Source organism: Mesorhizobium sp. WSM4846 (genome assembly GCF_055811415.1).
Map to the genome: position 1 here is coordinate 51,867 of NZ_JBVVPZ010000024.1, position 16,508 is coordinate 68,374.

Here is a 16,508-nt window from a genome sequence, read left to right on the forward strand (position 1 = left end):
AATTCGTCCAGCCGCGCCGTAAGGGCGGTGCGGCAACGTTACCGCCAACTGCTTTCCTGCGAACGCTCACCCCTCCAGATCGGATTTCAGCCGGTCGAGAATGCTGATCGCATGCGTGGCGTACTGGCTGATCCAGCGGTCGTGGATCTGCTTGATCGGCAGCGCGTTGAGATGGTTCCAGCGTTCGCGCCCCTCGCGCCGCGCCACCACCAGATCGGCTTCCTTCAGCACTTTCAGATGCAGCATGACGGTGCAGCGGTCCATGTCGGGAAAGGCATCGCACAGCATGCCGGTGGTCCGCGGCGCGTCCTTTAGCTCGTCGAGCAGCGCGCGCCGGCGGGGATGCGCCAGCGCCTTGAAAACATTGTCGTGCTGCGCCTTGCTTGACATGTTATATTTTTATAACATAATATCGACCCGATCAAGGAAGGAGCTGTGGATATGTCTCTTGGATTCAGAGTTTCGGGCCGCATCGGCAAACCGGTTGCCGAAGTCTTCGATGCGGTCACCAATCCGAACAAGCTCAGCGGCTATTTCACCACCATCGGCGGCGCCAGTGCCCCGCTGGTGGCCGGCGCCAGGGTCATCTGGTGGGGCAAGGTCCCGGTCGAGGTCGACGAGGTGGAGAAAGACAACCGCATCGCGCTGCGCTGGGACGCCACCGACGCCGACGGCAAGCCGGCCTACAAGACGCGCATCGAGATGAATTTCGAGCCGCTGGACGACGGCGGCACCTTCGTCACCATCGCCGAGGCCGGCTGGCACGAGGACGCGGTCGGCCTGAAGAAGTCCTACCTCAATTGCGAGGGCTGGTCGCAGATGCTGGCCTGCATGAAGGCCTATGTCGAATACGGCATCAATTTGCGCGACGGCTACTATCGCAGCGAGATGAAGGGCGAGCCCGCCAATGAAGACAATATCTGAGAAGACGGAGGAAAGTATGGCTGCGAAAATCACCGGCGGCATCAACATCGCCATGAAAGTGCCGCCCCACCAACACCAGGAGACGATCGCCTTCTACCGCGATGTTGTCGGCCTAAAACCGTTCACGGCCAAGGCGCCCGCCATCGGTTTCGAGCTCGGCCCCAATCGCCTGTGGATCGACGAAGCGCCGATGCTGAGCCAGGCCGAGATCTGGCTGGAACTGTTCACCGACGATTTTCCGGCCGCCGCCGATCATCTCGCCAAAGCCGGTGTTGTGCGCTGCGACGCCATCGAGGCGCTCGGCGAAGGTTTTCGTGGCGGCTGGATCATCAATCCGGCCAACATCATTCACCTGGTGCGCGAACCCGACGCCTGGTGACGGAGACCGGTTCGGAAGGAGGACGAAATGGACATCCGTGAGACACCGACCGCCGAAGCCGGCATGCTGATCCGGCGGCCGGTCGCAGAAGTGTTCGAAGCCATCGTCGATCCGGCGATCACGACGAAATTCTGGTTCACCCACGGCAGCGGCAGGTTGGACAGCCGCAAGGAAGTTCGCTGGGAGTGGCGGATGTATGGCGTTTCGACGCCGGTCACGGTCAGCGAGTTCGTCACGAACGAAAAGATCGTCATGCAATGGAGCGATTCGCCGACCACGGTGGTCTGGACTTTTACCGAGATGCAGGGCGGCACCTTTGTCGAGGTTCGCAATTTCGGTTTTGCCGGCAGCACCGATGAACAGGTCAAGCAGGCGATCGGCTCGACCGATGGTTTCGCGCTGGTGCTCGCCGGCGCCAAGGCCTGGTTGGAGCAAGGCTTGACGCTTGGCCTGATCGGCGACCGTCATCCGAAGGGCACGCCGACCGCTTAATTCACTGGATGCAAAAAGCCGTTCTGCAGCGATCCTTCCCACCCCTCTGTCCTGCCGGACATCTCCCCCGCAAGGGCCCGCAAGGGGGGAGATCGGATGTCGCTGAGGCTTTCGCCAATCTCCAACGGTGCAGGACGAGCGGAGCGCTAAAACTGCCAATCTCCCTCCTTGAGGGGGAGATGTCCGGCAGGACAGAGGGGGTGCTGTCCAGGGTGCTGTCCCTCCGACGTCTCAAAGGTTCTGCATGGCCGCGACAAGTGAGGCAGAGCTCAGGCCTTCGCGCCGTCGCTTCGCCCCGCCAACCTCAGTGCCCCGCGCCGGCCTTTGCCTTCCTCCGACGTCGCGCCAGCATGTTGAGGCCCTCGACAAGGGCGGAAAAACCCATGGCGGCGTAGATGTAGCCCTTCGGCACATGGAAGCCCATGCCGTCGGCGATCAGCGTCATGCCGATCATCAGCAGGAAGCTCAGCGCCAGCATGACGATGCTGGGGTTCTTGGCGATGAAGTTGGCGAGCGGTCCGGCCGCCAGCATCATCACGGTGACTGCCACGATCACGGCGATATACATGATGGCGATCTCGTCGGTCATGCCGACCGCGGTGATGATCGAATCGATCGAAAAGACGAGGTCGAGCAGCAGGATCTGGAAGATGGCGCCGCCCAGCGAAAGCTGCAGCGTCTCACCCATCATCGTGTCCTGGTGATCCTCGAGATCGACCGTGTGGTGGATCTCCTTGGTCGCCTTCCAGACGAGGAACAGGCCGCCGGCGATCAGGATCAGATCGCGCCACGAAAAGCCATGGCCGAAAGCGGTGAACACCGGTGTCGTCAACTGGACGATGATCGAGATGGTGGCAAGCAGCACCAGCCGCATGATCAGCGCGGCAGAAATGCCGAGCCGCCGGGCGCGGGCCCTCTGCGCCTCCGGCAATTTGTTGGTCAGGATCGAGATGAAGATCAGATTGTCGATGCCGAGCACGACCTCCAACACAATCAGCGTCAGCAACGCGACCCATGCAGTCGGATCGGAGACAAAGGCGAAATGTGGCGCCAGGAATTCGATGAGCTGCATGGAGGTCGTCCCCTCTTACGATCTGAAGCAGGCGTGGCCGGCAATTAGGTACTACAATCGCTTACATCAATGTCATGACCAGAACGAGGGCGCGGTTTCTTCGAGCCGCGGCCCGCGGCGAAACGGCGCAATCCGCTCGGTCAGGCCGCTGCGATCCGAAATGTCGACGCCGACGCCGCACAATGTCGCCGGGCCGCTCGCCGCCTCGAAGCGCCCTTTCGGCACCTTCGACAGAAACCGGTTGAGCGGCTCCTCCTTGTCCATGCCGAGCGAAGAATCATAGTCGCCGCACATGCCGGCGTCTGAGATATAGCCGGTGCCGCCGTTGAGGATATGGTGGTCGCCGGTCGGCTGATGCGTGTGGGTGCCGACAACCAGGCTGGCGCGGCCGTCGACGAAGTGCGCAAAGCACATTTTTTCAGAGGTCGCCTCGGCATGGAAATCGATGACCACCGCATCGGCCTGCTCGCCAAGCGGGCAGGCGGCAAGCTCGCGCTCGCCGGCCTGAAACGGATCGTCGAGTTCAGGATGCATGAACACCCGGCCCATGATGTTGGCGACCAGAACGCGCGCGCCGTTCCTGGCGATGTAGACGCCCGAGCCCCGCCCCGGCGTGCCCTTGGGGAAATTGGACGGACGCAGAAAGCGTTCCTCGCGCGGCGCGAAAGCCAGCGCATCGCGCTGGTCCCAGACATGATTGCCGGTTGTGACGACGTCGGCGCCCGCCGAGATCGTCTCGCGAAAGATCTCTTCGGTAATGCCGAAGCCGCCGGCGGCGTTCTCGCCATTGACGATGACGAAGTCGAGTTTGAAATCCGAGATCAGGCCGGGCAGTTGTTCCCACACCGCCGTGCGTCCCGTCTTGCCGACCATATCGCCGAGGAAGAGAAGTCTCATCTAAACATGATCCCGAACCGAAGGTCAGCGAAGCAAAAAGCTGCATGACTTCCGGAAAAGACCATGCGTCCAGGAACTTATCTACAATTTCGGCGCGAACCGGCGCAACCCGCTCTCGGTGAGTATTTCCGGAATGGTCACGTCATGCGGCTCGTCCGGCACTAGCGCCACCTGCTGGCAGTCGAAAGCAATGCCGATCAGCCGCAGCGGCTGCCCCTTGTCGACCAGCCGCGCGATGGCACGGTCGTAATAGCCGGCGCCATAGCCAATGCGGTGGCCGCGCGCGTCGAAAGCCGCGAGCGGCACCAGCATCACCTGGGGATCGAGCACCTCGGCCTCCTCATGCGGCCCGACGGTGCCGAACCCCATGTCGATCATCGGCGCGCCGCGCACCAGTTCGCGAAAGACGATGGTGGTCTTGTCGAGAATCGCCGGCAGGCAAAGCCGTGCACCTTTTTCGCGCAAGGCGAACATCAGCGGCCGGACGTCGACTTCCGAGCGCATCGGCCAGAAGCCGGAGACGATCTGGCCCGGTTCTATCGCAATGCTGTCCCGCGCCGTCTCTGCCATTTCGAGCGCTGCCTCCACCCGCCAGAACGGATCGAGCGCATCGCGGCGCCCGAGTGCTTCGCGTCGCAAATGGTTTTTAAGGTCTTTCGAGGATGTCATGCGCCGACGATAGAAAAGGTCAGATTTGGATGGAGTTTTAGGAGCGACGTTTTCCACCGCATGATCCACCGAGGCGTGGATCCTTTGCGTCGAGTGACGATCCACACAACCGGTGGAGAGAGCGATCCCGGGAACCTACAAAGTAGGTGGGCGCCGTATGAGAAAACCCACGGGTCTTCCCAGGGACAGCTCCCTAGGGATCATTAAGGCCCCGGGGAAAATGTTCTCCTGCCGGGAAGCGCAGACCGTCACGCCCAATATAGGCCGATGACAGGCCAAGCGCCAGAGAGACGGCCATGTTCGGCGGCTTTATTCGTCGCAAGGTCCTGCCTGGGAGCTGCGCGGCACATGGGTTCACCGCGCCCTCGCCGCTGCGCCTTGCATGGGCTGGGCTGTCTCCTTACGGTTGCCATGAAAACCGAGGAGCAAAAATGCGTTTCGAAGGCACGGCGGCCTATGTCGCCGACAAGGATCTGATGGTGGCGGTCACTGCGGCGATCGCGCTGGAGCGGCCATTGCTGGTCAAGGGCGAGCCCGGCACCGGCAAGACCGAACTGGCCAGGCAAGTGGCGGCCGCGCTCGGCCTCGAGCTGATCGAATGGCATGTCAAGTCGACGACAAGGGCGCAGCAGGGCCTCTACGAGTATGACGCCGTGTCGCGGCTGCGCGACAGCCAACTCGGCGACGAGCGCTTCAACGACATCAGCAATTATATCAAGCGTGGCAAGCTGTGGGATGCCTTCGCGACGGCCAAGAAGGTCGTGCTTCTGATCGATGAGATCGACAAGGCTGACATCGAGTTCCCCAACGATTTGCTGCAGGAACTCGATCGAATGGAGTTCTTCGTCTACGAGACCGGCGAAACGATCCGCGCTGCCGTGCGCCCGATCGTCATCATCACCTCCAACAACGAGAAGGAACTGCCGGACGCCTTCCTGCGCCGCTGCTTCTTCCACTATATCCGCTTTCCCGACGTCGAGACGCTGCATCGGATCGTCGACGTGCACTATCCCAGCATCAAGCAGAACCTGGTGCGCGCCGCACTCACCCAGTTTTACGAGATCCGCGACGTGCCGGGCCTGAAGAAGAAGCCGTCGACCTCCGAGGCACTGGACTGGATCCGCCTGCTCGTGACCGACGATATCGCGCCCGAGGATTTGCGCGGCGACCCGAAAAACGCACTGCCCAAGCTGCACGGCGCGCTGTTGAAGAACGAACAGGACGTGCATCTGTTCGAGCGGCTGGCTTTCATGGCGAGAAGGCAGGGGTGAGGAGCGGTCAGCCAAAGGCCGACGAAAAGCCAACGATTGGCTTTGCGAGCGACGAACGCCCGAAGCCATAGCGCAGGGCCGGGCATGCGGATCGGACAGCGCTTTCCCTTTGCTGGACCGTTGCCGCCGGCCGGGCACCGGGGCAGCCTGGGCCCGAAGCTTCGGAAGGAAATGAAATGACCGAGATCACCGTCCGCCCACTGGCACAATCCGACCACGCCGACTGGCGGCGTCTGTGGACTGCTTACCTCACCTTCTACGAAACCAAGCTGCCGGAAGACGTCTACGCCGTCACCTGGAAGCGCCTGTTCACGGCGGGTGAGTTCGAACCAAAAGGGTTCATCGCCACGATCGGCGGTAAGGCGGTCGGCCTGACGCACTATCTCTACCATCGCTCCTGCTGGTCAGAAAAAAACAACTGCTATCTGCAGGACCTGTTCGCCGACCCGGATGTGCGCGGCAAAGGCGTCGGCGCCGCCCTGATCGAAGCGGTCAAGCAGGAAGCCGGCAAGATCGGCGTCAAGAACGTCTACTGGATGACGCACGAGACCAACACCACCGCGCGCAAACTCTACGACCACGTGGCACGGCGGACCGGCTTCATCGAGTATGATCTGATGTGATGAACGGTCGATCGCCCGGCTTGCCGGATGGATTTAAGGAGGAATGATGACGCACTATGTCGGAATTCTTGACGGCGCAGATGATGTCTGGGGAGTGGGGGTCCCCGATCAACCGGATGTCACGGCGGTGGCGCAAGTCTGTCGCTCGACGCAGGTCTCTTGGCGGCAATCGATGCCGAAGCGAGCCGACGCGGCCTCACGCGTTCCGCCTTCATCGCCAGCGCCGCTCGCGAGAAGATCGAAGGGCACAGATAGAAGTCGGACGATGTTCATCCCCTTCTTCCTCGAACTGAAGGCTGCGCGGGTTCCGGTCTCGCTCCGGGAATTTCTGTCGCTGCTGGAAGGGCTGGCGGCGGGGCTGGTCGACTATGACGTCGAGGGTTTTTACTATCTCGCCCGCTCGGCACTGGTGAAGGACGAGCGCCACATCGACCGTTTTGACCAGGTCTTTTCGCACATCTTTAGGGGTGTCGAAGCGCTGGCTGGCGACAACCCGGTCGACGTCGAGAACATTCCGGAGGAATGGCTGCGGCGGCTTGCCGAAAAGCACCTGACCGATGAGGAGAAAAGCTGGTCGAGGCGCTGGGCGGTTTCGAAAAGCTGATGGAAACGCTCAAAAAGCGGCTGAAGGAACAGAAGGGCCGCCATCAGGGCGGGTCGAAATGGATCGGCACCGGCGGCACCTCACCCTTCGGCGCCTATGGCTACAATCCCGAAGGCGTTCGCATCGGCCAGCACGAGAGCCACAACCGCCGTGCGGTGAAAGTCTGGGACAAGCGCGAGTTCAGGAATTTCGACGATGCCGTCGAGCTCGGCACCGCAATATCAAGATCGCGCTGAAGCGCTTGCGCCGCTGGGTGCGCGAAGGCGCCGAGGAGGAGTTCGACCTGCCCGGCACCATCCACGCCACCGCCGAGCATGGCTATCTCGACGTGCAGACACGGCCCGAGCGGCGCAATGCCGTGAAGCTGCTGATGTTCTTCGATGTCGGCGGCTCGATGGACGATCACATCAGAAGCGTCGAGGAGTTGTTTTCGGCCGCCCGCGCCGAATTCCGCCAGCTCGAATATTTTTACTTCCACAACTGCCTCTACGAGGGCGTGTGGAAGGACAATCGCCGCCGCCATGCGGAGGTGATTTCGACTTTCGACCTGCTCCACAAATACGGTCCGGACTACAAGGTGATCGTCGTCGGCGATGCCTCGATGAGCCCCTATGAGATTGCGCATCCCGGCGGCTCGGTCGAGCACTGGAATCCGGAGGCCGGCGTCGTCTGGCTCGGCCGTCTGTTGCAGCAATGGCCGAACGCGGTATGGCTCAACCCCGAAAGCGAAAAGCACTGGGGTTTTACCCATTCGACCGCCATGATCCGCGACATCTTTGGCGGCCGCATGTTTCCGCTGACGCTCGCCGGGCTCGAGGCCGCGACGAAGCAGCTTTCAAGGAAGCACTGAATGGATTCACGCAAAACAGGACGGCCGACCTGTTTCCTCTGCCTGCAATGTGGCGTCCAGTTCGCGGCGGCAGCGACGCCGCCGCAACATTGCCCGATCTGCGAGGACGAGCGGCAATATGTGCGCTGGGAGGGCCAGGCCTGGATCACGCCGCAAGAGCTCGCCGCCGGGCATCGGATCGTGATGAAGGACGACGCCGGCGTGCTCGCCTTCGGCATCGAGCCGCGCTTCGCCATCGGTCAGCGGGCGTTGCTGGCACAGACGCCGCACGGCAATGTGCTGTGGGACTGCATCTCTATGGTCAGCGACGAGGCGGTGGCCGAAATCAACCGACGAGGCGGCCTGGCCGCGATCGCCATTTCGCACTGCCATTATTATTCGGCGATGGTCGAGTGGAGCGAGGCGTTTGGCGGCGTGCCGATCTATCTGCATGCCGATGACCGCAAGTGGATCATGCGGCCGCATCCGGCTGTTGTCAGTTGGCCGGGCGAGACGCGCGCCCTCAACCCCTCGCTGACACTCGTCCGTTGCGGCGGTCACTTTGCCGGTGGCCAGGTGCTGCACTGGAAGCGCGACGGCGGCGACGCCATCCTGGCCGGCGACATCTTGCAGGTGACGCCGACCCGCCGCGATGTCAGCTTCATGTACAGCTACCCGAACTACATCCCGCTCAATGCGCCGAAGGTACTCCGCATCGCGTCGGCACTGGAGCCTTTCGCGTTCGACCATATCTATGGCGCATGGTGGAACCAGAACGTCATCGGCGATGCAAAGACCGCATTTGCAAGATCTGTTGCGCGGTATCTGGCAGCGATCGCCTAAGGAATTCTTCGCGGCAGGATTGGAAATACGGGCAAACGCCGTAACAAATGCCTATTTTAGGCGAACTTGGGAAAGCAGCCCAATAGCAGCATGAGCTAAGAGGCAAAGATGGATAGTCACACCTACCCTGTTACCCGAACAGATGCCGAATGGCGCGCCCGGCTGACGCCGGAGCAATATGCGGTGATGCGCAGTCACGGCACCGAGCGGCCGGGCAGTTGCGCCCTGCTCCACGAGAAGCGCGCCGGCACTTTTTCCTGCGTCGGCTGCGACCAGCCCTTGTTCGAATCCAAGCTGAAGTTCGAGAGCGGCACCGGCTGGCCAAGCTTCAACGATCCGGTGCCCGGTTCGGTCGAGACGACCGTCGACCGCAGCTACGGCATGGTCCGCACCGAATGCCACTGCGCCCGCTGCGGCAGCCATCTCGGCCACGTCTTCGAGGACGGCCCGCCGCCGACTGGGCTGCGCTATTGCATCAACGGGGTCGCGCTGAAATTCGAGCCGGCTGCCTGACTGGAATGCAACTTTGTCAAAGGACGGCTTCCGCCGGCCTTTGCCGGCAGCACTGTTTCGTCAGATCACCACCACCAGTATCAGCCACAGCACAGCCCCCAGCATCATCAGCGAAGCCTTGACGCCGCCGGTTTTCTCGGCGGTCCGCCACACCGCAAAAGTCAGGAAGAAATTGTACGGCACCGGCGCGAAATGCACCGCCAGAACGAGAGCGAGCGGCAGCTTCAGCCCGAGCAGGATCAGCGCCAGCACCGACACGGCGATGTTGATCGCCGTGCCGACAAGGACAAGATCGCGCCAGAACAGCCGGTCTAGCGGGGCCGTGCCTTGCCAGCGCGAGCGGAAGAAACCCGCCGCACGGCCTGCCTTGCCGTCTTCGCCTTCGAAAGTCTCCGGCGCACTCATCGATACGGCTTTCTCTCATTCGACAGCCGCAGAGATTTCCAAAGCAGCAAGCCTGTCAACGCAAATCGATCATCGGCACGCAAGCGTATGATTTGACAAATTGTCATCAAACGGTCGTGCAACCTTTCTACGTCGCCCTTGTCGGCGTCTCGGCAAAGACACCTTGCCGGACTCTGCCGCCCCCATCATCCAGTCGCCTGCCAGGGGAGGTCTTGAGATGAGCGATAATGTCTACAACGTGCTGTTTCTTTGCAACGCCAATTCGGCGCGATCGATCATGTCGGAAGCCATCCTCAGCCGGATCGGTGGCGGCAGGTTCAAGGCGTTTTCCGCCGGTTCGCAACCGAAGGGCGAGGTCAATCCCTACGCACTGCAACTGCTCGAAAGCCTCGGCTACGATACGAGCTTCGCCCGTTCGAAAGGCTGGGACGAGTTTGCCGAGCCTGACGCGCCCGAAATGAATTTCATCTTCACGCTTTGCGACAGCACCGCGAATGAATCCTGTCCGATCTGGCCGGGTCATCCGATGACCGCGCTCTGGTCGATACCGGACCCAGCCAAGGCAGACGGCACCGAAGCCGAACTGCATCTGGCCTTTGCCGATGCCTATCGCATGCTCAACAACCGCATCTCGCTGTTCACCAATCTGCGGGTGGATGCGCTCGACCATCTGGCGCTGCAACAGCATCTCGATCGGATTGGCCGCGACACGACGAAGCCGAACTAACTCAAGCCACTGCGACGCGAATTCACGGTCCGGCTTCGCCACCATCGGCCAGCACCTCGGCAACGGCGCGCTCGAAACGCGACGCTTCCGTCACCAGCCAGTCGGCCATGGCCGGCCAATTGTCCTCGGCAAAACAGTTCACGCGCCACAGCGAATTGATGCCGAGGCCCTCGCAGCTCTGTTCCGGCCTGAGCTTCAACCTGTCTTCGATTGCCGGCTGGAACGGCTTCAACCGCAACCAGGCTTGCGTGGCACCGAACTTCTGGTTGCGGCCGAAGAAGACGCCGACATGGTTCTGCGCCGGCGCGACATACATGGAAAGGACCAATGCGAAGTCGGGCAGCCCGCGCTGCCAGAACCAGGGTCCGCGCCCTGCCATCAGAGGCCTTTCTTCCGGATGCCGTTCCGCGAACAGCGTCCAGAAGCCGCGTTGGCGGAACTCCGAGGCGCGGCGGCCGCCAAAGTCGAATTCGCTCATGGTTCGACCCGTTGCGGGCGCAACCGGCGCCCAGGGCTGTTACCAGCCTTACACCATGCCGAGTGCGGCTTTGTAGAGATCGAGGATGGTTTCCTCCTCTTGCCGCTCAGCCTGATCCTTCTTGCGCAGCCGGATGATCGACCGCATCGCCTTGGTGTCGAAGCCGGTGCCCTTGGCCTCGGCGAACACTTCCTTGATGTCGTCGGCGATCGTCTTCTTCTCTTCCTCGAGCCGCTCGATGCGCTCGATGAAGGCTCGCAGCTGGCCGGCGGCAACAGTCTGGCTGGTCTCGGTGATGTCGTCGGCCATTTTTTCTCCGCGTCGTTTTCCATGCCGCGACTCACGAACCGTCGCGGCGAATTTGCAGCGGTTCGATGCCCGACCGGAGCCGACCGGTCAAGCTGTTATCGATGCGGCATGAAGGGCTGCCGCCAGACACAGACTACTCTGCCTGGGCAACATTTCTGTCTCATCCGAAGGCGATCAGCAAATCCTTGGCGTCGATCTGATCGCCGGCTTTGACCAGCACTTCGGCGATTGTGCCGTCGCGCTCGGCATGCAATGCCGTCTCCATCTTCATCGCCTCGATGGACAAAAGCACGTCGCCGGCCTTGACCGCCTGGCCGGCGGCAACGGCGAGCGCCGAGACGATGCCCGGCATCGGTGCGCCGACATGCGCCTCGTTGCCCGGCTCAGCCTTGCGCCGCGCCTTGGCGGCGGAAGCGCCATGCGCCCGATCCGGCACTTTGATCCGGCGCGGCTGGCCGTTGAGCTCGAAGAACACGGTGACCATGCCCTTCTCGTCGACATCGCCGATGGCCAGGCAGCGCACCACCAGCGTCTTGCCCTTCTCGATGTCGACAAAGATCTCGTCCTCCGGCTTCATGCCGTAGAAATAGGTCGGCGTCGGCAGCACGCTGACCGGCCCATACGTTTCCTGCGCTGCGGTAAAGTCGGAGAAGACCTTCGGGTACATCAGCCACGAGGCGAATTCGAATTCGCTGAGCTTGCGCTCGAGCTTGTCTTCGATCTCCTTGCGGCTGGCCTTGAGATTGGCTGCTTTCAGCAGCGAACCGGGCCGCACGGTGATCGGTTTGTCGCCTTTCAGCACCTTCTTCTGCAGTGCCTCCGGCCAGCCGCCCGGCGACTGGCCGAGGTCGCCGCGCAGCATCGACACGACCGAGTCGGGGAAGGCGATATCCCTGGCCGGATTTTCGACATCGGCAACCGCCAGGTCCTGGCTCACCATCATCAGCGCCATGTCGCCGACGACCTTGGACGACGGCGTCACCTTGACGATGTCACCGAACATCAGATTGACGTCGTGATAGGTCTGCGCCACTTCGTGCCAGCGCGTCTCCAGCCCGAGCGAGCGCGCCTGCTCCTTGAGGTTGGTGAACTGCCCACCCGGCATTTCGTGCAAATAGACTTCCGAGGCCGGCCCCTTCAGGTCGCTTTCGAAGGCAGCATACTGGTTGCGCACCGCCTCCCAGTAGAACGAGATGTTCCTGATCCATTGCGGGTCGAGGCCCGGATCCCGCTCGGTGCCCTTCAGCGCCTCGACGATCGAGCCCAGGCAAGGCTGCGAGGTGTTGCCGGACAGGGCATCCATAGCCGCGTCGATTGCGTCGACACCGCTGTCCACCGCCGCCAGCACCGTCGCCGCCGACAGGCCTGACGTGTCGTGCGTGTGAAAGTGGATCGGCAGGTCGGTCGCCTCGCGCAGCGCCTTGAATAGTGCGCGGGCGGCATTCGGCTTCAAGAGCCCGGCCATGTCCTTGACCGCGATGATATGGGCGCCGGCCGCCTGCAACTCCCTGGCCAGCGCGACGTAATATTTGAGGTCGTACTTGGCTCGGGCCGGGTCGAGTATGTCGCCGGTGTAACAGATCGCTGCTTCGATCAGCTTGCCTTCGGCGCCGACCGCGTCCATGGCGACGCGCATGTTGTCGACCCAGTTCAAACAGTCAAAGACGCGGAACAGGTCGACGCCGCCGCTTGCTGCCTGTTTGACGAAATGCTGGACGACATTGTCCGGATAGTTGGTGTAGCCGACGCCGTTGGCGCCGCGCAAAAGCATCTGCAGCAACAGATTGGGCGCTGCCTCGCGCACCAGCGACAGCCGCTCCCACGGGTCTTCGGTGAGAAAGCGCATGGCGACGTCGAAGGTCGCCCCGCCCCAGCATTCGAGCGACAAAAGCTGCGGCAGCGCGCGTGCATAGGTGCCGGCAATGCCGGCGATGTCATAGGTGCGCACGCGCGTCGCCAGCAGGGATTGGTGTCCGTCGCGCATCGTCGTGTCGGTGACCAGCACTTCTTTGCGTGCGCGCATCCAGGCCGCGAATTTCTCCGGCCCAAGCGCGTCGAGCTTCTGCTTGCTGCCATCGGGCACATTGCCGTTGAGGTAGGGCACCATGGGTGCCGCCGCATCGGCCTTAGGCTGCGGCCGACCGCGGGTTTCGGGATGGCCGTTGACGCTGACATCGGCCAGGTAGTTGAGCAGCTTGGTCGCGCGATCCTGCCGCTTCACGCTCGCGAACAGTTCCGGTGTCGTATCGATGAACTTGGTCGTATAGGAATTTTCGGCGAAACTCGGGTGATTGATGATCGCCTCGAGGAAGGTGAGGTTGGTCGCCACACCGCGAATACGAAACTCGCGCAGCGCCCGGTTCATGCGGGCGATGGTCTCGGCCGGCGTCGGAGCCCAGGCCGTCACCTTCTCCAGCAGCGGATCGTAAAAGCGAGTGATGACCGCGCCCGAATAGGCGGTGCCGCCATCGAGGCGGATGCCGAAACCGGTGGCGCCGCGATAGGCGGTGATGCGACCATAGTCGGGGATGAAATTATGCTCGGGATCTTCCGTGGTGATGCGGCACTGCAGCGCGTGGCCGTTGAGCCTGATATCCGTCTGCGCCGGCACGCCCGATTCCGCCGCGCCGATGGCAAAGCCATCGAGGATATGAATCTGCGCCTTGACGATGTCGATGCCGGTCACCTGCTCGGTGACGGTGTGCTCGACCTGGATGCGCGGATTGACTTCGATGAAGTAGAATGTGCCGGTGTCGGCATCCTGCAGGAACTCGACCGTGCCGGCGCCGATATAGCTCGTCTCGCGCGCGATCTTGAGCGCGTAGCCGCAAAGCTCTTCGCGCTGCGACATTTCGAGATAGGGTGCCGGCGCGCGCTCGACCACCTTCTGGTTGCGGCGCTGGATCGAGCAATCGCGCTCGAACAGGTGCACGGCGTTGCCGTGTGTGTCGCCCAGCACCTGCACCTCGACATGGCGGGCGCGCTCGATCAGCTTTTCGAGATAGACCTCGTCCTTGCCGAAGGCAGCTTTCGCTTCGCGCTTGCCCTCCGTCACCTCGCGGGCGAGATCGGCTTCCGAGCGGATGGCGCGCATGCCGCGGCCGCCGCCGCCCCACGACGCCTTCAGCATCACCGGATAGCCGATCGTCCTGGCGAGCGCCTTCACCGTCTCGATGTCGTCCGGCAACGGATCGGTGGCGGGAATTACCGGCACGCCGACCTCGATCGCCAGGTTGCGTGCGGCGACCTTGTTGCCGAGCCTGCGCATCGTATCCGGCTTAGGTCCAATGAAGATAATGCCCGCCTTGACGCAGGCTTCGGCGAATTCAGGGCTTTCCGACAACAGCCCATAGCCCGGATGGATGGCATCGGCGCCGGAAAGCCTGGCGACGCGGATCACTTCCTCGATCGACAGATAGCTTTCGATCGGCCCCATATCCCTGGTCAGATGCGGCCCGCGCCCGACCTGATAGCTTTCATCCGCCTTGAAGCGGTGCAGCGAGTACTTGTCCTCCTCGGCCCAGATCGCCACGGTTTTGAGGCCGAGTTCGTTGGCCGCGCGGAAGACGCGGATGGCGATTTCGGACCGGTTGGCGACAAGGATCTTCGTGATTGCCAAGGACAAGGCTCCGGACGCTGTCGACGGAAGGGGAACTGCGCCATGATTAACGCGAAAATGCTGCAGCGCAAACAAAATCGGGTGACGGCGATTAAACCGATTTAAATCCGCTCATTGGGTAGAGCGCCGCGCGTTCCCTCGAATGCGCAAAGGGTGCCCCGAGGAAAGGTAAAACGGCATACATAAAAAATGCCCGGCGCGAGGCGCCGGGCATTCCGAAATTGTCGTCGTCGGCAGGCTTACATCTTCTGGACGTAGGTGTATTTGCCGTCGTCGCCCTTCTTCCATTCGTACATGACGTAGCCAGGCAGCGTCGGATCGCCTTTCTCGTCGTAGGAAAGATCGCCCAGCACGGTCTTGAACGGGCCATTGGCCTTGAGAGCCTTGGCAACTTCCATCGGATCGTTCGACTTGGCGGCTGTGGCGGCTCCCACGATCGCCTGCATGGCGGCGTAGGAATAAAGCGTGTAGGCCTCCGGCTCGAAGCCCTGCGCACGGAACTTCTCGACCAGTTCCTTGTTCGCCGGGATCAGACGAGGATCCGGGCCGAACGTGTTCAGCGTGCCCGCAACCGCGTCACCGGCGATTGAGGCCAGTTCGTTCGACACGATGCCGTCGCCGGAAACCAGCGTGGCCTTGAGGCCCTGGTCAGCCACCTGGCGGATGATCAGTCCGGCTTCGGTGTGCAGACCACCCCAATAGATGATGGAAACGCCGGCTTGTTTCATCTTGGCGATCAACGCCGAGAAGTCCTTGTCGCCGATATTGACGCCTTCATACATGACTTCCGTCACGCCAGCAGCGTTCATCGCCTTCTTGGTCTCGTCGGCAAGGCCCTGACCATAGGTCGTCTTGTCGTGGACGACCGCGATCTTGGCATCCTTGAAGTTCTCCGCGAGATAGGCGCCGGCGATGCTGCCCTGCTGGTCGTCGCGTCCGCAGGTACGGAACGTGTTCCACAGGCCGCGCTCGGTGAACTGCGGGTTGGTCGCGGCCGGCGTGATCTCGAGGATACCGTTCTCCGCGTAGACTTCCGATGCCGGGATCGAAACGCCGGAGTTGAAGTGGCCGACCACGAACTTGACGCCGTCGCCGACGAACTTGTTGGCGACCGAAATGCCCTGCTTCGGATCGGAGACGTCGTCGCCGACCGTGAGCTTGACCTGCTCGCCGTTGATGCCGCCGGCCGCATTGATGTCTGCGACAGCCTGTTCGGCGCCCTTCTGCAGCTGCGCGCCGAAGGCGGCATTCGGGCCGGTGATCGGACCGGCAACTCCGATCAGGACGTCAGCCCACGCGCTTCCGCTGAACGCGACGAGCGCGGTCAGGGCGACGGCGGACAAAATTGATTTTCTCATGTAAAACGCTCCCATTTACAGAGTGGGCGTGGATGATGCTTTCATGCGATGCCCACTTTTACTCGCAGAAAGCGTACTTTGCCGATTTTCAGGCACTTGTCACGCCGATTCATCCCCGAAACGGCGTTAATGATGAACGTCAACCTTTTGGTTTCCAACTCAAAAGCGATGCTCTTTCGTAGAGCCAGCTATACTGTGTCACCATCTGGTTGGTGCGCGTGTATTGATAGCCAATGAAGCCCAATATCATCAGGACGATGGTGTCGACGATGTAGTAGTGCAGCGAGAACATCGTGCCGCCGAACAGCGCGTGATGGATGAACCTTACGGCGATGCCGAGGCAGAGCATATAGGCGAACAGCTGGAGGAAACTGCGCCATGTCTGGGCGCAGGCCTTGCCCGTCATCCATGCCGCCCAGCCGCCAAGCAGGCAGGTGACGAAGAAGAACTGCCAGACCGAGGGTTCCTCGTAGAGAATGCCCTGCATGATGAAGAC

At 61.9% G+C, this 16,508-nt stretch carries 18 protein-coding genes, 1 other RNA gene and 2 pseudogenes; 10 read left to right on the forward strand and 11 right to left on the reverse strand.

Annotated features, from left to right (window positions below; translation table 11 throughout):
* Positions 1–66: 66 nt before the first annotated feature.
* A complete protein-coding gene (locus AC0L15_RS20060) occupies positions 67–390 on the reverse strand; it encodes an ArsR/SmtB family transcription factor (protein WP_287247052.1) in 324 nt (107 codons plus the stop codon).
* 51 nt (positions 391–441) lie between these two features.
* On the opposite strand from AC0L15_RS20060, the gene AC0L15_RS20065 reads away from it, so the two are divergent.
* From AC0L15_RS20065 to AC0L15_RS20075, 3 genes are read left to right on the forward strand one after another with little or no spacing between them, the layout of a single operon-like run.
* Positions 442–924: an SRPBCC domain-containing protein gene (locus tag AC0L15_RS20065; RefSeq protein ID WP_287247051.1), complete on the forward strand. Its 483-nt coding sequence runs from the start codon at positions 442–444 to the stop codon at positions 922–924.
* A gap of 16 nt (positions 925–940) precedes the next feature.
* Positions 941–1,303 (forward strand): hypothetical protein, encoded by a 363-nt coding sequence (locus AC0L15_RS20070; RefSeq protein ID WP_287247050.1) that lies wholly within the window; start codon positions 941–943, stop codon positions 1,301–1,303.
* A 27-nt stretch (positions 1,304–1,330) separates the two neighbouring features.
* Positions 1,331–1,795 carry an SRPBCC family protein gene (locus tag AC0L15_RS20075; RefSeq protein WP_287247049.1) on the forward strand — a complete coding sequence of 155 codons (465 nt, stop codon included), beginning with the start codon at positions 1,331–1,333 and terminating at the stop codon, positions 1,793–1,795.
* Between the two features lie 304 nt (positions 1,796–2,099).
* Here AC0L15_RS20075 and AC0L15_RS20080 read toward each other — a convergent pair whose 3' ends face one another.
* The 4 genes from AC0L15_RS20080 to ssrS form a co-directional block, all read right to left on the reverse strand.
* On the reverse strand, positions 2,100–2,867 hold the full coding sequence (locus AC0L15_RS20080) for a TerC family protein (protein ID WP_287247048.1): 768 nt from the start codon (positions 2,865–2,867) through the stop codon (positions 2,100–2,102).
* 72 nt (positions 2,868–2,939) lie between these two features.
* On the reverse strand, positions 2,940–3,764 hold the full coding sequence (locus AC0L15_RS20085; RefSeq protein WP_023800020.1) for a TIGR00282 family metallophosphoesterase: 825 nt from the start codon (positions 3,762–3,764) through the stop codon (positions 2,940–2,942).
* 81 nt (positions 3,765–3,845) lie between these two features.
* Entirely contained in the window at positions 3,846–4,433 is a 588-nt protein-coding gene (locus AC0L15_RS20090; RefSeq protein ID WP_287247047.1) for a 5-formyltetrahydrofolate cyclo-ligase, read from the reverse strand.
* A gap of 94 nt (positions 4,434–4,527) precedes the next feature.
* Positions 4,528–4,683: non-coding RNA, 6S RNA (ssrS, locus tag AC0L15_RS20095), on the reverse strand.
* Between the two features lie 181 nt (positions 4,684–4,864).
* On the opposite strand from ssrS, the gene AC0L15_RS20100 reads away from it, so the two are divergent.
* The 6 genes and pseudogenes from AC0L15_RS20100 (at position 4,865) to msrB (ending at position 9,116) form a co-directional block, all read left to right on the forward strand.
* Positions 4,865–5,704 carry an AAA family ATPase gene (locus tag AC0L15_RS20100; RefSeq protein ID WP_287247046.1) on the forward strand — a complete coding sequence of 280 codons (840 nt, stop codon included), beginning with the start codon at positions 4,865–4,867 and terminating at the stop codon, positions 5,702–5,704.
* A 176-nt stretch (positions 5,705–5,880) separates the two neighbouring features.
* Positions 5,881–6,327: a GNAT family N-acetyltransferase gene (locus AC0L15_RS20105; RefSeq protein ID WP_287247045.1), complete on the forward strand. Its 447-nt coding sequence runs from the start codon at positions 5,881–5,883 to the stop codon at positions 6,325–6,327.
* 132 nt (positions 6,328–6,459) lie between these two features.
* Positions 6,460–6,582, forward strand: a pseudogene (locus AC0L15_RS20110) (type II toxin-antitoxin system HicB family antitoxin); the annotation flags it as partial.
* Between the two features lie 10 nt (positions 6,583–6,592).
* Positions 6,593–7,781 (forward strand): annotated as a pseudogene (locus AC0L15_RS20115) (vWA domain-containing protein).
* A complete protein-coding gene (locus AC0L15_RS20120) occupies positions 7,782–8,603 on the forward strand; it encodes an MBL fold metallo-hydrolase (protein ID WP_287247044.1) in 822 nt (273 codons plus the stop codon).
* A 108-nt stretch (positions 8,604–8,711) separates the two neighbouring features.
* Positions 8,712–9,116, forward strand: coding sequence for a peptide-methionine (R)-S-oxide reductase MsrB (gene msrB / locus AC0L15_RS20125; RefSeq protein ID WP_287063285.1), 405 nt, complete (start codon positions 8,712–8,714; stop codon positions 9,114–9,116).
* Positions 9,117–9,176: 60 nt separating this feature from the next.
* On the opposite strand, the gene AC0L15_RS20130 is transcribed toward msrB, so the two are convergent.
* The gene (locus tag AC0L15_RS20130; RefSeq protein ID WP_287247043.1) at positions 9,177–9,521 is read right to left on the reverse strand and encodes a hypothetical protein; all 345 of its coding nucleotides are present in this window, start codon (positions 9,519–9,521) and stop codon (positions 9,177–9,179) included.
* Between the two features lie 217 nt (positions 9,522–9,738).
* On the opposite strand from AC0L15_RS20130, the gene AC0L15_RS20135 reads away from it, so the two are divergent.
* Positions 9,739–10,248, forward strand: coding sequence for an arsenate reductase ArsC (locus AC0L15_RS20135; RefSeq protein ID WP_287247042.1), 510 nt, complete (start codon positions 9,739–9,741; stop codon positions 10,246–10,248).
* 22 nt (positions 10,249–10,270) lie between these two features.
* On the opposite strand, the gene AC0L15_RS20140 is transcribed toward AC0L15_RS20135, so the two are convergent.
* From AC0L15_RS20140 to AC0L15_RS20160, 5 genes are all read right to left on the reverse strand, one after another.
* Complete coding sequence (locus AC0L15_RS20140) at positions 10,271–10,726, reverse strand: hypothetical protein (RefSeq protein ID WP_473496843.1); 456 nt, start codon at positions 10,724–10,726, stop codon at positions 10,271–10,273.
* A 48-nt stretch (positions 10,727–10,774) separates the two neighbouring features.
* Entirely contained in the window at positions 10,775–11,035 is a 261-nt protein-coding gene (locus tag AC0L15_RS20145) for a DUF2312 domain-containing protein (protein WP_023800031.1), read from the reverse strand.
* Positions 11,036–11,195: 160 nt separating this feature from the next.
* Entirely contained in the window at positions 11,196–14,654 is a 3,459-nt protein-coding gene (gene pyc, locus AC0L15_RS20150) for a pyruvate carboxylase (protein WP_473496845.1), read from the reverse strand.
* A 239-nt stretch (positions 14,655–14,893) separates the two neighbouring features.
* A complete protein-coding gene (locus AC0L15_RS20155) occupies positions 14,894–16,012 on the reverse strand; it encodes a branched-chain amino acid ABC transporter substrate-binding protein (protein ID WP_473496847.1) in 1,119 nt (372 codons plus the stop codon).
* A 139-nt stretch (positions 16,013–16,151) separates the two neighbouring features.
* On the reverse strand, positions 16,152–16,499 hold the full coding sequence (locus AC0L15_RS20160; RefSeq protein ID WP_128181498.1) for a DUF6867 family protein: 348 nt from the start codon (positions 16,497–16,499) through the stop codon (positions 16,152–16,154).
* Positions 16,500–16,508 lie beyond the last annotated feature (9 nt).

Excerpts from the sequence above, each read along its gene's own strand:
- AC0L15_RS20075 (WP_287247049.1), top strand. The coding sequence starts at position 1,331 with ATGGACATCCGTGAGACACCGACCGCCGAAGCCGGCATGCTGATCCGG.
- AC0L15_RS20140 (WP_473496843.1), bottom strand. The coding sequence starts at position 10,726 with ATGAGCGAATTCGACTTTGGCGGCCGCCGCGCCTCGGAGTTCCGCCAA.
- AC0L15_RS20160 (WP_128181498.1), bottom strand. The coding sequence starts at position 16,499 with ATGCAGGGCATTCTCTACGAGGAACCCTCGGTCTGGCAGTTCTTCTTC.
- AC0L15_RS20090 (WP_287247047.1), bottom strand. The coding sequence starts at position 4,433 with ATGACATCCTCGAAAGACCTTAAAAACCATTTGCGACGCGAAGCACTC.
- AC0L15_RS20080 (WP_287247048.1), bottom strand. The coding sequence starts at position 2,867 with ATGCAGCTCATCGAATTCCTGGCGCCACATTTCGCCTTTGTCTCCGAT.
- AC0L15_RS20105 (WP_287247045.1), top strand. The coding sequence starts at position 5,881 with ATGACCGAGATCACCGTCCGCCCACTGGCACAATCCGACCACGCCGAC.
- AC0L15_RS20060 (WP_287247052.1), bottom strand. The coding sequence starts at position 390 with ATGTCAAGCAAGGCGCAGCACGACAATGTTTTCAAGGCGCTGGCGCAT.
- AC0L15_RS20100 (WP_287247046.1), top strand. The coding sequence starts at position 4,865 with ATGCGTTTCGAAGGCACGGCGGCCTATGTCGCCGACAAGGATCTGATG.
- AC0L15_RS20070 (WP_287247050.1), top strand. The coding sequence starts at position 941 with ATGGCTGCGAAAATCACCGGCGGCATCAACATCGCCATGAAAGTGCCG.
- AC0L15_RS20145 (WP_023800031.1), bottom strand. The coding sequence starts at position 11,035 with ATGGCCGACGACATCACCGAGACCAGCCAGACTGTTGCCGCCGGCCAG.
- AC0L15_RS20120 (WP_287247044.1), top strand. The coding sequence starts at position 7,782 with ATGGATTCACGCAAAACAGGACGGCCGACCTGTTTCCTCTGCCTGCAA.
- AC0L15_RS20085 (WP_023800020.1), bottom strand. The coding sequence starts at position 3,764 with ATGAGACTTCTCTTCCTCGGCGATATGGTCGGCAAGACGGGACGCACG.
- AC0L15_RS20065 (WP_287247051.1), top strand. The coding sequence starts at position 442 with ATGTCTCTTGGATTCAGAGTTTCGGGCCGCATCGGCAAACCGGTTGCC.
- AC0L15_RS20155 (WP_473496847.1), bottom strand. The coding sequence starts at position 16,012 with ATGAGAAAATCAATTTTGTCCGCCGTCGCCCTGACCGCGCTCGTCGCG.
- msrB (WP_287063285.1), top strand. The coding sequence starts at position 8,712 with ATGGATAGTCACACCTACCCTGTTACCCGAACAGATGCCGAATGGCGC.
- AC0L15_RS20135 (WP_287247042.1), top strand. The coding sequence starts at position 9,739 with ATGAGCGATAATGTCTACAACGTGCTGTTTCTTTGCAACGCCAATTCG.
- AC0L15_RS20130 (WP_287247043.1), bottom strand. The coding sequence starts at position 9,521 with ATGAGTGCGCCGGAGACTTTCGAAGGCGAAGACGGCAAGGCAGGCCGT.